We start from the raw sequence: 13,022 nt of genomic DNA, 5'->3' as shown, positions 1-13,022 counted from the left end.
GCGCGTCAGATCATGTCGGTGATGTTCGGCTCGACGCCGAGCAGCGCGCGGCCGAAGACCTCCGCGCACGCCGCCGGATTGGCCACGGCGTGCCGGGACGCGGTGTGGATGTCGCGCACGAGGGCCTGCAGCGGGCTCGTCTCGGAGAACGCCGTGGCGCCGTGCGCGGTGACGAGCTCGTCGACCGCCTGCCGGCACAGCTGCGCGGCGTGCCCGGTGTGCTGGCGGATCCTGGCCCGGGTGAGGTCGTCGGGGAAGGTGCCGGCCTCGGCGTGGCCGTCGACGGCGGAGGCGGAGTTCTGCGCGATCAGCTGGGCCAGGTCGATCTTCATCGACGCGTCGGCGACGGCCAGCTGGAACGCCGTGGAGTCGCGCTGGCGCTCGTAGTGGGTGAACGCGATGCCCTTGGTGCCGGCACCCGCCACGACGTGGTCCAGCGCGGCGCAGGCCATCCCGAGGTAGGGCGCGATCATGTAGGTGACCAGCGTGGACATCAGCGCTGAGCGGTAGCGGGATTCCGCCGGACGTCCCGCGGGGTACCGGCCGCGGATGGCGGAGGAGAACCGCAGGACCCGGTGCTCGGGGACGAACAGGTCGCTCCCGACGAGCAGGTTGCTGCCGGTGGCCCGCATGCCGGTGGTGAACCAGGTGTCCTCGACGGCCAGTTCCGCCATCGGCACCAGCGCGAGGGACGCTTCGCCGTCGACGCCGGGGAACCCGATCATCGCCCACTGCGAGTGCAGGCATCCGGAGGCCGGGCCCCAGCGCCCGGTCAGCAGCCAGCCGCCGTCGACCGCTCGCGCCGTGGACTTCGGCGCGAGCACGGTGCACACGCGGGTGTCGGGACCGTCGGCGTAGAGCTCCTCCTGCGCGAGCGGCGGGAACATCCCGCTGAGGAACGCGCCGGAGCCGAGGATCATCACCACCCATCCGGCTGAGGGGTCGGCTTTCGCGACCTCGCACGTCGCCTCGATGGCGGCGCGCAGCGAGCACTCCCCGCCGCCGAAGCGCGCGGGCACCAGCGCCCGCATCACTCCGGTGCCGACGAGGCAGGAGATCGTCTCGTCGCTGAGCCTGCGCTCCCGGTCGTTGCTCTCGCGGTTGCCTTCGAGCAGCGGGCGGGCTTCGGTGACGAGACGCAGGACGTCCGTGGGTGCGGTCACGTGGTCTCCTCCGCGTGCGGCGCCGTCATGAGGTCCGAGGACGCGCTCGAAGGCCGAGGCGCACCCGGTCCAGCACGCCGCAGATGCTACCGCCTGCGTGATGACAATGGTTGTCATTGTCGTTAAGGTGGAGCGCAGTGCCCGAGGGGAAAGGTCGTGGAACGGTGAAGGTGCGCAAGTCGTTGAAGTCGTTGAAGCAGAAGCCCGGAGCTCAGGTGATCCGCCGGCACGGCAAGACCTTCGTGATCAACAAGAAGAACCCGCGCTACAAGGCCCGCCAGGGCTGAAGGAGGAACGGCCATGGCACGACAGGGCGAGGTCGGCACGCGGGACGCGTTCGACGCCGCTGCGGCGGACTTCGCCGCTCTCGGCCGTCACCTCTGGGAACCGGTGGGCGCGGACGCGGTGTCGGCCGCCGGCTCGCAGCCGGGTGAGCGGGTCCTCGACGCCTGCTGCGGGACAGGCGCCTCCGCGATTCCGTCCGCCCGGCAGGTCGGCCCCGGAGGGCTCGTCGATGCGGTCGACATCTCCGGCCCCATGGTCGCCGAGCTGCGCGAACGTTCCGCCGGGCTGTCGCAGCTGAAGGCCCACGAGGCCGACGTCACCAGCTGGGGCGGTTCCGGGTACGACCTCGTCCAGTCGGTGCTGGGCATCTTCTTCTTCCCGGACATGGAAGCCGGAACCCGGCACCTCATCGGCACGGCCAGGCCGGGAGGTCGGGTCGCGTTCACGATCTGGCGTCGCGGCGCGATGGACCCGGCGGGAAGGCAGCTCGCCCTCGCCGTCGCGGAGGCGGCCGGTGCCGAGCCACCCGGCGAGCGGCCGAAGCGTCCAGGCGACCGCATCAACCAGCCGGACACGTTCGCCACCTGGCTGAACGACCTCGGTCTGTCCGAAGTGGACGTCGCCGTCCACGAACGCACCTTGCCGATGACACCCGAGATCGCCTGGCTGCTCGTCCTCGGCTCCGGCTACCGGGGAGTCCTCGGCGACCTCGATCCGGATCATGTCGACCGAGCCCGGGACCGCTACCTCGCCCGCCTCGACGACGTGGGCCTGACCGAGCTCGACGCCACCACCCTCGTCGGCACGGGAATCGCCCGCTAGTCACAGCGCATCGCGAACCGCCCGAACCACGGCATCAGCCCTGGTCCAGGCCATGTCCGAGTGTCCCGCATCATCCAACCGCCGAACCTCGCCATGGTCCCGCGGGGCACGGCGTTTGGCCTGCGCGGACTCGTCGGTCCGGGGGGGCTTTGTGGTTGGTTACTTTTTGGTGTTCCGGGTGTTAACTTAGCGATCGATAAGTGCATCGGAGTTCGGCGGAGGGCGTGTGAGCACAGTGGACAGTGACACCGTTCTGGCGGAGCAGCGTGGGTCCGTGTTGACGTTGACGCTGAACCGGCCGCAGCGCAAGAACGCCATCGACCCGCCGACCTGGGGTGCGCTCCACGAGGCGCTGCGCGGCGCGGAGCTGGACGACGCCGTGCGGGCCGTGGTGCTGACCGGGGCCGGTGGGGACTTCTGCGCCGGCGCCGACCTCTCCGCCGACCAGGGCGGGCATCCGCTCGGCCGCATGCACCGGATCAACGACGTGGCGCTGACGCTGCACGAGCTGTCCAAGCCGGTGATCGCCAAGGTGCGCGGGGTCGCGGTGGGGGCGGGCTGGAACCTGGCGCTGGGCTGCGACCTGGTGGTCTCTGCCCCGGACGCCCGGTACTCGCAGATCTTCGCCAAGCGCGGCCTGTCGCTGGACTTCGGCGGCTCCTGGCTGCTGCCTCGCCTGGTCGGTCTGCAGCAGGCCAAGCGGCTGGCGCTGCTCGGCGAGATCATCGGCGCCGAGGAGGCCCTCGAGCTCGGGCTGGTCACCTGGGTGAAGAGCGACGACGAGCTGGACGGCTTCGTCGACGAGCTCGCCGACAGGCTCGCCGGTGGGGCCTCGGTGGCGATCTCGCAGAGCAAGGCGATGCTCAACGCCGCAGGTCAGCAGACGTTCCGCGAGGCGCTGGAATCCGAGGCGCGAGCCCAGTCGGTCAACTTCGCGACCGCCGACGCGCCCGCGGCGTTCCGGGCCTTCTCGAACAAGACCGAGCCGGAGTTCACCGGCGAGTGGTTGGTCGACTGATGCCCTCTTGTGCCAGCCGGGACGTGTGCTTAAGGTCACTGAACGGGCGCTAAGGAGGCTTGCATGGACTTCTCGATGCCCGGTGAGCTCGTCGCCCTGCTCGGTGAGCTCGACCAGTTCATCGAGTCCGAGATCGTCCCGCTCCAGCAGCAGGACGACAACGAGCGCTTCTTCGACCACCGGCGGGAGTACGCCCGCACCGATTTCGAGGCAGGTGGCACGCCCCGCCCCGAGTGGGAAGCGCTGCTGCGCGAGATGTCCCGGCGCGCCGATGCGGCAGGATGGCTTCGCTACGGGCTGCCGGTGGAGGTCGGCGGCGGTGGCGGCGGCAACTTCGAGATGGCCGTGATCCGCGAGCACCTGGCGGCGAAAGGCCTTGGTCTGCACAACGATCTGCAGAACGAGGCATCGGTGGTCGGCAACTTCCCCGTCGTGCACATGATGCTGGAGTTCGGGACCGAGGCGCAGCGGCAGGAGTTCCTGCAGCCGATGCTCACCGGCGAGGCCCGGCTCGGCTTCGGTCTCACCGAACCCGACCACGGCAGCGATGCCACCTGGCTGGAGACCACCGCGGTCTGCGACGGCGACGACTGGATCATCAACGGCGGCAAGCGCTTCAACTCCGGCATGCACTCCGCCACCCACGACGTGATCTTCGCGCGCACCTCCGGTGAACCGGGCGATGCGCGGGGCATCACCGCGTTCGTCGTTCCCACCAGCACGCCCGGTTTCTCGGTGGACTTCCACTGGTGGACCTTCAACATGCCCACCGACCACGCCGAGGTGTCGCTGCGCGACGTGCGGGTTCCCGCCTCGGCGATGTTCGGCGAGGAGGGCAGGGGGCTGGAGCTGGCGCAGTGCTTCGTGCACGAGAACCGCATCCGCCAAGCCGCTTCTGGTGTCGGGGCCGCGCAGTTCTGCATCGACCGCAGCGTCGCCTACGCCCGCGAGCGCGTCACCTTCGGCCAGCCGCTGGCCCGCAGGCAGGCCATCCAGTGGCCGCTGGTGGAGTTGCAGACCGAGGCCGAGATGGTGCGCGGGCTGGTGCGCAAGACCGCCTGGGAGATGGACCGGCGGCCGAACTTCGAGATCAGCGACAAGGTCTCGATGTGCAACTACCGGGCGAACCGGCTGGTGTGCGACGCGGCGGACCGCGCGATCCAGGTGCACGGCGGGCTCGGCTACACCCGGCACGCTCCGTTCGAGCACATCTACCGCCACCACCGGCGCTACCGGATCACCGAGGGCGCCGAAGAGGTGCAGATGCGCAAGGTCGCGGGCTACCTGTTCGGCTTCGCCGGTCCGGGAAAGCGCGCATGAGCGCTGCGGAGCTCGGCGGGCGACTGGCCCGGCGGCTGAGCGAGGTCCGAGGCCACCCGGTGCGGGTGGCGCGGTTGGAGCGGGCCAGCGGTGGGGCGAGCCGGGAGACGTGGTTCGTCGAGCTCGACACCGGCCGCCTGGTGCTGCGCCGAGACCCGCCCGGTCTGGCCCGTCCCGACGGCATGGCTCGGGAGGCGGTGACGCTCGAAGCCGCTGAGCAGGCCGGGGTTCCGGTGCCGCACGTGATCGACCACGGCACCGACGACGCGGTGCTGGGGGCGCCGTACGTGCTCACCGAGCACGTCGATGGCGAGACGATTCCCCGGCGCCTGCTGCGGGAGGACGCCTACGCCGCCGCGCGCGCCGGACTGGCCCGCGAGCTCGGCAGGGCAGCCGCGCGCATCCACCTGATCCCGGTGCCGGAGGGCTTCCCGGAGCACGACCCGCTGGAACAGCTCATCGCCGATCACGACGCCCTCGGCGATCCGATCCCGGCCGTGGAGGTCGCCTTCCGCTGGCTGCGGGAGAACCGGCCGACCGGGTCGCGGAGGTCCCTGGTGCACGGGGACTTCCGCAACGGAAACCTCATCGTCGACGAGACCGGACTGCGCGCGGTCCTGGACTGGGAGCTCGTGCACGTCGGGGACCCGATGGAGGATCTGGGCTGGCTGTGCACCAAGGCGTGGCGCTTCGGATCGCCCTTGTCGGTGGGAGGTTTCGGCTCCACGGACGACCTGTTCGACGGGTACGCCGAGATCGCGGGGAGGCGTCCCGACCCGGACATCGTGCGCTGGTGGGAGGTCTACGGCACGGCCCGGTGGGGCGTGATCTGCCGAGCCCAGGCCGAACAGCACCTCAGCGGCGCGCACCCGTCGATGGAGCTCGCCGCGATCGGCCGCAGGGTGTGCGAGCAGGAGCACGACCTGCTCACCGAGCTGGGAATCCCGGAATCAGCCGCCGAACCGCAGGCGGAATCCGAGCCCGCGGACCTGCACGGGCGGCCGACCGCCGTCGAGCTCGTCGCCGCGACGCGGGACTTCCTGCGCGACGAGGTGCTCACCACCTTCGATGGCAGGATGCGGTTCCAGTCGCTGGTGGCGGTCAACGTTCTGTCCACTGTGGAACGCGAGCTGCGGTTCGGCGCCGAGCAGCGGCGACGGCACCGCGAGCGGCTTGCAGACCTGGGATTCGCCGATCGCGCCGCGCTGGCCGCCGCGCTGCGGTCGGGCGAGGTCGACCCGTGGGACGAGGACGTCGCCGCGCTGCTGTGGTCGGAGGTGCGGGACCGGCTCGCGGTCGCCAATCCGAAGCACGCCAAGGGAACGACCAGGGGAGGCAACGGTGTCTGACGAGCTGCGCGAACGCCTGCTGGACGAACTCATCGGACCCGGCGGTGACTTCGAGATGACCGACGCCGTGGTGCGCGGAACGCCCATGCGCGTCTACGCCAAACCGCTGCGCACCCTGCGCGATGCCGCCCTGCTCAGCGCCTTCCACGGCGACAACGACTTCCTCATCTACGAGGACCAGCGCTGGACCTTCACCGAGCACCATCGGCTCGTCGCGGGACTGGCCCGAGCGCTGCGCGAGGAGTACGGGCTGACCAGCGGAGACCGCGTCGCCATCGCGATGCGCAACTTCCCGGAGTGGGTGCCGATCTTCTGGGCCGTCCAGGTCGCGGGGCTCGTCGCCGTCCCGCTCAACGCCTGGTGGTCGCGCGACGAGCTGCGCTACGGCATGACCGACAGCGGCGCGAAGCTCGTGTTCGCCGACCCCGAGCGCACGGCGCTGCTCGACCGCGACGTCCCGGTCGTCGAGGTGCGCGGCGGTGAACCGGGACCGGGCGTGCGCCCGTGGGCGGACCTGATCGCCGGGTTCCCGGACGACGTGCAGCCGCCCGCGGTCGTCATAGAGCCTGACGACGACTCCACGATCCTCTACACCTCGGGCACGACGGGACGCCCCAAGGGTGCGGTCGCCACGCACCGCAACCACGTCACGAACCTGCTCAACACCGTCGTCACCCGCAAGGTCGGTTCGGCCATCACCAACGGCGGGACCTTCCCCGAACCCGATGCGAACGACCCGCAGCCCGGGGCGCTGCTGACGTTCCCGATGTTCCACATCGCCGGCATCACCGTGCTGTGCTTCGCGACGCTCGCGGGAGCGAAGCTGGCGACGATGTACCGCTGGGACCGGGCGCAGGCCGAGGAGCTCATCCGCGACAACGGTCTGACCAGCGCCGCCGGCGTTCCCACGGTGATGCGGGACCTGGTCGAGAACAGCGATTCGGTCCGCGGCCTGGAGGGTGTCACGATGGGCGGCGCTCCGATCCCGCCCGACCTGGTGCAGCGCATCGGCGGGCTCGGCAGCAGCGCCGCCAGCGGGTACGGCCTCACCGAGACGACCTCCACGGTCGTCGGCAACTCCGGCGAGGACTACCAGGAGCACCCCGACAGCGTGGGAAAACCCATGCCGGGCGTGGAGATCCGGGTCGTCGACCCGGCGACCGGCGATGACCTCGCGGACGGCGAGATCGGCGAGCTGTGGTTCCGGGGTCCCAGCGTCGTGCGCGGCTACTGGAACCTGCCTGAGGCCACCGCGGAGTCCTTCACCGACGGTTGGTTCCACACGGGCGACCTCGGCTACGTCGACGACGGCTGGGTGTACGTCGTGGACCGGCTCAAGGACGTGGTGATCCGGGGCGGCGAGAACGTCTACTGCGCCGAGGTCGAAGCAGCGTTGCACGAGCACCCTGCGGTCGCCGACGTCGCCGTCATCGGGCTGCCGCACGCCACCCTGGGGGAAGAGGTCGCGGCCGTGGTGAACCTCAAAACCGGGGTGGACGTGGAGGAACTGCGAGCGCACGTCCGAGAACGGTTGGCGGGGTTCAAGGTGCCCGCGCACGTGGTGGTGCAGGAGGAACCGCTGCCGCGCACGCCGACGGGCAAGGTCCTCAAGCGTCGGCTCCGAGAGCAGATCGTCCAGCAGGGGTGAGCGCGGTGGAGCTGCCAGGCATCGAACACGACGCGGTCACCCGCTGGCTGGCCGAGCGCGGCGTGCCCGCGCCGGTGGAGTTCTCGCTGGTCTCGGGCGGGAGGTCCAACCTCACCTACCGGGTCACCGACGCCGAGGGCGTGGTGCGCGCCCTGCGCAGGCCGCCTACCGGGGGAGTGCTGAGCACCGCCCACGACATGAGCCGCGAGTGGCGGTTCATCTCCGCGCTGCACGGCACCGGCGTCCCCGTTCCGGAACCGATCGCGTACTGCGAGGACGTCGAGGTCACCGGCGCCGCGTTCTACGTGATGGACTTCGTCGACGGCACCGTGCTCGCCGACCGCCCCTCGGTCGCCCCGATGTCGTCCCGGGCTCGGCACAGGGCGGGGATGGCGACCGTGGAGTGCATGGCCGCGCTGCACAACCTCGACCCGGACGCCGTCGGGCTCGGCGACGCGGCCCGACGAGACGGCTACCTGCAACGTCAGCTGCGGCGCTGGCAGAAGCAGGTCCACGCCTCAGGAGCCCCGGACCTCGGCCTGCTCGACCAGGTCCACGACGCGCTCGCCGCGAACGCGCCCGAGCAGACCACCGGCATCGTGCACGGCGACTTCCGCCCCGGGAACCTCTCCTACGACCTCGACGGCGAGGTCCTCGCCGTCCTCGACTGGGAACTGGCGACCCTGGGCGAACCGCTGGCCGACCTCGGCTGGCTCATCGCCACCTGGGAAGAACCCGGCGACGACCTCCCCGCCGTCACCCCCGGCCCCACGGCCGAGGACGGCTTCCCGGCTCGCGACGACCTCATCGACCGCTACGCCGAGCTGACCCGCCGAGACCTCTCCGACCTGCCGTTCTACGTCGCCTTCCAGCGCTGGCGCTCCTGCTGCATCACGGCAGGAGTCCGAGCCCGCTACCAGGCCGGCCACATGGGCGACGACGGCTACGACGCAGGAGCCCGAGCCGACACCGAACAACGCCAAGCCCAACTCGCCTGGCAAGCCGTCAAGGATCTCGGCCTGGTCTAGTCGAGGGCTTCGCGGACCGAACGTGGAATCGACTGCAGCAGAGCAGGTTCGAGCATCATCGCGCGGAACGCGAAGGTGACCGTTGCGCTGTGGTCAGGCCGGTGGACGATTTCCACCGAGTCACCGGATCGGACGTCCCCCGGCTCGATGACGCGCAGATACGCTCCGGGTTTCGCCGCCCGCAGGAACTGCGCGACCCAGCCGCCACGCCCCATCCAGCCCTGGAACGTCGCGCAGGGGATGCGAGGGCAGGACACCTCCAGCAGGACCTCCGGGCCGATGCGCCAGCGCTCACCGATGAGCGCGCCGTTCACGTCGAGACCGCAGGTCGTCAGGTTCTCGCCGAAAGCGCCGTGGGGGAGGGGAATTCCGAGATCGGCCTGCCACTCGTCCAGGTCCTCCCGGGCGTAGGCGTAGACGGCTTGGTCGGGGCCGCCGTGGTGCTTGACGTCGTGCGCTCGATCGCCCGCGAGCCCGACCGCGCCGGTGCCCTTGGGGCCGGGTGCGCGGACGGCCACCGGTCCCGTGACGGGCCGCTTGTCGATGCCGGTGGTGCTGACCTTCTTCCAAGGGTTGGGCCGAGGTCGGCCGACGTTGACGGACAGCACCTTCATGCCCCGACCGTACGGCCGGGTCGATCTCGGAGCGACTCAATTTCGTGCGAGGGACGAGGCGGGAGGTTTGGCAGACCTCCCGCCTCGGGCGGGTTAGGCGGTTCCCCTGAGGTGCCTGGTGAAGAAGCGGTTGGCGGAATCGCCTTCCCACGGCGGGACGCCGGTGTGCCCGCCCATGTTGGCGTGCAGCGACTTCTCCTCGGAACCGAAGGCGTCGAAAAGCTCCAGCGACTGCTCCCGGTCGTTGCCCTCGTCGTCCCACTGCAACAGGACGTGCAGCGGGATCCCGACCTGCCGCGCCTCGTCGAACATGCTGCGGGGCACGAAACTCCCGGCGAAGAGCACCGCGGCCGCGATGCGCGGCTCGACCACCGCCAACCGGATCCCGATGGCCATGACGCCACCCGAATACCCCACTGGCCTGTATACCTCGGGCACCGAGAGGAGAGCGTCCAGGGTGGCCTGCCACTCCGGAACTGCCTGGTCGACGAGTGGCGAGACGAGCCGCTCGACGATCTCGTCCACGGGCTCGGCGGCCGCCAACGCCCGGCGCAGGTCGACGCGTGCCTCGTCTGCCTCGGCGGTACGCGGCCGGTCACCGCTCCCGGGAAGCTCGATGGTCGCAGCGGTGAATCCCGCCGCCACGGAATGCCGCGCCCGATCCGCGAGCCGCGGGTACATCTTGCCCACGCCACCTGGGTGGCCGATCAGGATCAGAGGACCGGAACCGGATTCGGGCGTCCACAGGATGCCGGGAATCCCGTCGAGGATGAATCCGCGCTCGGCAACACCGTCGTCGAGGCGCTGTTCTGAAGTGAATCGCATGGTCGTGCCTTTCGGAAGAGCCCACCAACGGCGCTCCCGGACGACCTACCGCCCGACCGTGACCCCGCAGAGGAGCACCCACGTCACAACATCCACGGGTACCACCTCCTCAACTCTCACACGGCTTCCCGAAAAATAGCAGCGCCCGCAGCGAACAACCAACCGATTTTCGCGTGCTCGGCATCGGCGCCGACACGAATGCCGAATGCTGAGCTCGCGGACCGGCTCGTCCGGAGGAAGATGCCGCGAGTCTGTGGAAGTAGACCAGCGGACTCAGCCCGAGTTCCTGCGTTCAGGTTCAACCGAACTTCCCTGAACACGGATGGTGATCAGTAGGCTTTGGCTGTTCACAGGGGTTCACTGCGAGGTGGAGCTGATGGCGAACGGTGCGGAGTTGCGGGCTGCGCGGGAAGCTGCGGGGCTGAGCCTGTCGCGGATGGCTCAGCGGACACATTTCGCGAAGTCGTACCTGAGCATGGTCGAAACGGGGAAACGGACAGCGGCGCAGGACGTGATCAGCGCCTACGAGCAAGTTCTCGGTGTCCGCGCACGTCCGAGCCGGTCGGCGGGTGGGGGGTCGCTGGCGGAGGAGCTCGAAGCGCGCGTCGTGGAGCTGCGGCATCTTGATGACGTGGTCAGCAGCAGGGGTTCTCCTGCCTGCCGTGGTGAAGGAGCTCGGTGAGGTCGAGGCGCTGGTGGGCTCGGGGAGCTTCTCGGAGCGCGTGGGGCGGCGGCTGTTCACGGCCTTCGGGGAGCTTGCTCAGCTCGCCGGGTGGATCGCCAGTGACGCCGGCCGTTGCGCCGACGCGCAGCGGCTGTACCTGTCGGGCGTGGAGGCCGCCGAGGTGGCGGGCGATCGCGTGCTGGGGGCGCAGCTGTTGTCCAGCCTGAGCTATCAGCTCGCCAATGTCGGGAACCCGTGTGACGCAGCCCTTGTCGCTCGGACGGCGGTTCGAGGAGCCGACGGCGCGTCGCCGGTGGTGCGCGCGCTCCTGCTGGAGCGACTGGCGTGGGCCTCGGTGAAGGCGGGAGACGTCGAGGGGACCTGGCGCGCGTTGGACGCCGTGAACGACTCGTACGACCGCCGAGGCGATGCCGGGTCCGAGCCGGAGTGGGTCTACTGGCTCAACCAGGCGGAGATCGACGTCATGGCCGGTCGGTGCATGATCGAACTGGGTCGTCCCGCTGACGCCGAGCCCCTTCTGGCCAACGCCGTCGCGAGCTACCCGGTCGAGCGCGCCAGGGAGGTGGCGCTGTACCTGTCGTGGCTGGCCGAATCGCATGCGAGGACCGGTGACCTGGACGCCGCGCGCGACGTCGTGGAGCGGGCGCAGCGCCACGCGGCCACCATGCCCTCGTCCAGGACCGAAGACCGCCTGGACTCGGTCGTGCGGATGCTCTGGCGGGTCAGACCGTCGTGGCGGCTTCGTCGGGTTCTTCGACCTGCGCGGTGTGGCGCTTCGGGTGGTCGGCGGGCATGAGGAACGCCAGGACCACGAGGGCTGCGGCGATGAGGAACAGCAGGCCGAAGACGACGTGCACCGCTGCCATCAGACCTGGTCCAGCGGGGGTGCCGTCGGGGCCCACAGTGGTGCGGGCGTTGACGATGGCGCCGCAGACCGCCACGCCCACGGCCGAGCCGAGCGAGCGGGCGAACATGTTGATGCCGGTGACGGCGCCGCGCTCGGTGAACGCGGCCGCGGACTGCGAGGCGATGAGCGTCGGCACCGCGGTCAGGCCCATGCCCAGGCCGACCACGAAGGTGAACGCCCCGATCATGAACACGGTCGAGCTCTCGCCCAGCAGCAGCGTCAGGCCGGTGCCCACGAGCACCAGGGCCGAACCGATCATCGACGTGTAGCGGAACCCGAGGTTGAGGTACACGCGCCCGGCGTTGGTGGCGGCCAGCGGCCAGCCGACCGTCATGGCGGCCAGGGCGAAGCCGGCGATCAGCGGGCCGACCCCGAGCACGCCCTGGGCGTAGATCGGCACGTAGGTGGACAGGCCCAGCACGATGACGCCCACCAGCAGCGCGACGGCCGTGGGGACGCCGATCACGCGGCGGCGCAGCAGTCGCAGGTTCAGGATCGGGTGCGCCGAGCGCAGCGCGTGCGCGGCGAAAGCCGCGAGCAGCAGCACGGCCGTCACGAAGATCAGCACCGACGGCACCGACATCCACGCCCAGCTGGTGCCGCCTTCGAGCAGGCCGAGCAGCACGAGCGTGCTGCCGCCGGTGAGCAGCGCGGCTCCGAGGTAGTCGATCGGTTCGCGGTCGCCCTCACGCGCGGACTCGTGGTACTTGAGCACCAGCATCGCCGCCGCCGCGAAGCACAGCGGCAGGTTGATCCAGAAGATCCAGCGCCAGCTGATGAACTCGCTGAACACACCGCCCAGCGTCGGGCCGACGACCGACGAGATCGCCCACACCGAGGCCAGGTAGCCCTGCGTCTTCGCACGCTCCTCGAGCGTGTAGATGTCGGCGGCGATGGTCAGCGAGACCGGCATCACCGCGCCCGCGCCCAGGCCCTGCAGCACCCGGCCGACGATCAGCGCGGGCATCGACCAGGCCGCACCGCACAGCACCGACCCGATCAGGAAGAACCCGACTCCCGCGAGCATCAGGCGCTTGCGGCCGAGCACGTCGGCGAGCCTGCCGAACAGCGGCGTGCTCACCGCCTGCGCGAGCAGGTAGGCGGAGAACAACCACGGGACCTGGGCGAAGCTGCCGAGATCGCGGGCGATCGTGGACGACGCGGTGGCGATGATCGTCGCGTCCAGCGCCACCAGGGCCGTGGACAACATCAGCGCGAGCAGGACCGGGCCGCGCTCGGAGCGCAGCCCGACACCGGAAGACGAAGCGGGCACGACTCCATAAGCTACCGGGAATCGGAATTATTCCGGGCGCCGCGAAGATTCCCGATTTCCCCGGGTTCGCGGAGATTTCTGTGAA

At 70.3% G+C, this 13,022-nt stretch carries 13 protein-coding genes; 9 read left to right on the top strand and 4 right to left on the bottom strand.

Features of this window, described 5'->3' with window-relative positions; translation table 11 throughout:
- Window positions 1-5: 5 nt before the first annotated feature.
- Window positions 6-1,163 carry an acyl-CoA dehydrogenase family protein gene (locus tag E1202_RS23505; RefSeq protein WP_235878939.1) on the bottom strand — a complete coding sequence of 386 codons (1,158 nt, stop codon included), beginning with the start codon at window positions 1,161-1,163 and terminating at the stop codon, window positions 6-8.
- Window positions 1,164-1,327: 164 nt separating this feature from the next.
- Between E1202_RS23505 and ykgO the strand changes: the two genes are divergently transcribed.
- From ykgO to E1202_RS23470, 7 genes are all read left to right on the top strand, one after another.
- Window positions 1,328-1,450, top strand: a complete 123-nt coding sequence (gene ykgO / locus E1202_RS23500) for a type B 50S ribosomal protein L36 (RefSeq protein ID WP_132685321.1) — start codon at window positions 1,328-1,330, stop codon at window positions 1,448-1,450.
- 13 nt (window positions 1,451-1,463) lie between these two features.
- Window positions 1,464-2,270, top strand: coding sequence for a class I SAM-dependent methyltransferase (locus E1202_RS23495; protein WP_132685303.1), 807 nt, complete (start codon window positions 1,464-1,466; stop codon window positions 2,268-2,270).
- A 274-nt stretch (window positions 2,271-2,544) separates the two neighbouring features.
- Window positions 2,545-3,288, top strand: a complete 744-nt coding sequence (locus E1202_RS23490) for an enoyl-CoA hydratase/isomerase family protein (protein ID WP_207918890.1) — start codon at window positions 2,545-2,547, stop codon at window positions 3,286-3,288.
- A gap of 63 nt (window positions 3,289-3,351) precedes the next feature.
- Entirely contained in the window at window positions 3,352-4,608 is a 1,257-nt protein-coding gene (locus E1202_RS23485; RefSeq protein WP_132685301.1) for an acyl-CoA dehydrogenase family protein, read from the top strand.
- The gene (locus tag E1202_RS23480) at window positions 4,605-5,957 is read left to right on the top strand and encodes a phosphotransferase family protein (protein WP_132685300.1); all 1,353 of its coding nucleotides are present in this window, start codon (window positions 4,605-4,607) and stop codon (window positions 5,955-5,957) included. Before E1202_RS23485 ends, E1202_RS23480 begins: the two co-directional genes overlap by 4 nt.
- Window positions 5,950-7,605, top strand: coding sequence for a class I adenylate-forming enzyme family protein (locus tag E1202_RS23475; protein ID WP_207918889.1), 1,656 nt, complete (start codon window positions 5,950-5,952; stop codon window positions 7,603-7,605). Before E1202_RS23480 ends, E1202_RS23475 begins: the two co-directional genes overlap by 8 nt.
- A gap of 5 nt (window positions 7,606-7,610) precedes the next feature.
- Window positions 7,611-8,633, top strand: coding sequence for a phosphotransferase family protein (locus E1202_RS23470; RefSeq protein ID WP_235878938.1), 1,023 nt, complete (start codon window positions 7,611-7,613; stop codon window positions 8,631-8,633).
- Here E1202_RS23470 and E1202_RS23465 read toward each other — a convergent pair.
- Both E1202_RS23465 and E1202_RS23460 read right to left on the bottom strand, forming a co-directional pair.
- Window positions 8,630-9,247: an MOSC domain-containing protein gene (locus E1202_RS23465; RefSeq protein ID WP_132685298.1), complete on the bottom strand. Its 618-nt coding sequence runs from the start codon at window positions 9,245-9,247 to the stop codon at window positions 8,630-8,632. The genes E1202_RS23470 and E1202_RS23465 overlap by 4 nt on opposite strands.
- Window positions 9,248-9,340: 93 nt before the next feature.
- Entirely contained in the window at window positions 9,341-10,072 is a 732-nt protein-coding gene (locus tag E1202_RS23460; protein ID WP_132685297.1) for a dienelactone hydrolase family protein, read from the bottom strand.
- Window positions 10,073-10,448: 376 nt separating this feature from the next.
- On the opposite strand from E1202_RS23460, the gene E1202_RS32325 reads away from it, so the two are divergent.
- Together E1202_RS32325 and E1202_RS23455 are read left to right on the top strand one after the other, a co-directional pair.
- Window positions 10,449-10,754: a helix-turn-helix domain-containing protein gene (locus E1202_RS32325; protein ID WP_235878937.1), complete on the top strand. Its 306-nt coding sequence runs from the start codon at window positions 10,449-10,451 to the stop codon at window positions 10,752-10,754.
- Window positions 10,735-11,553, top strand: coding sequence for a tetratricopeptide repeat protein (locus E1202_RS23455; protein ID WP_235878936.1), 819 nt, complete (start codon window positions 10,735-10,737; stop codon window positions 11,551-11,553). Before E1202_RS32325 ends, E1202_RS23455 begins: the two co-directional genes overlap by 20 nt.
- Here the strand turns inward: E1202_RS23455 and E1202_RS23450 are convergent.
- On the bottom strand, window positions 11,480-12,937 hold the full coding sequence (locus E1202_RS23450) for an MDR family MFS transporter (RefSeq protein WP_235878935.1): 1,458 nt from the start codon (window positions 12,935-12,937) through the stop codon (window positions 11,480-11,482). The two genes, E1202_RS23455 and E1202_RS23450, sit on opposite strands and share 74 nt — an antisense overlap.
- Window positions 12,938-13,022 lie beyond the last annotated feature (85 nt).

This window comes from Saccharopolyspora karakumensis (genome assembly GCF_004349225.1).
Taxonomy (GTDB): domain Bacteria; phylum Actinomycetota; class Actinomycetes; order Mycobacteriales; family Pseudonocardiaceae; genus Saccharopolyspora; species Saccharopolyspora endophytica.
The sequence above is the reverse complement of the archived record's forward strand: the minus strand, read 5'-3'. Positions and strand labels throughout refer to the sequence as shown.

Coding starts and splice junctions, on each gene's coding strand:
- E1202_RS23495 (WP_132685303.1), top strand. CDS start 1,464: ATGGCACGACAGGGCGAGGTCGGCACGCGGGACGCGTTCGACGCCGCT.
- E1202_RS23485 (WP_132685301.1), top strand. CDS start 3,352: ATGGACTTCTCGATGCCCGGTGAGCTCGTCGCCCTGCTCGGTGAGCTC.
- E1202_RS23480 (WP_132685300.1), top strand. CDS start 4,605: ATGAGCGCTGCGGAGCTCGGCGGGCGACTGGCCCGGCGGCTGAGCGAG.
- E1202_RS23465 (WP_132685298.1), bottom strand. CDS start 9,247: ATGAAGGTGCTGTCCGTCAACGTCGGCCGACCTCGGCCCAACCCTTGG.
- E1202_RS23460 (WP_132685297.1), bottom strand. CDS start 10,072: ATGCGATTCACTTCAGAACAGCGCCTCGACGACGGTGTTGCCGAGCGC.
- E1202_RS32325 (WP_235878937.1), top strand. CDS start 10,449: ATGGCGAACGGTGCGGAGTTGCGGGCTGCGCGGGAAGCTGCGGGGCTG.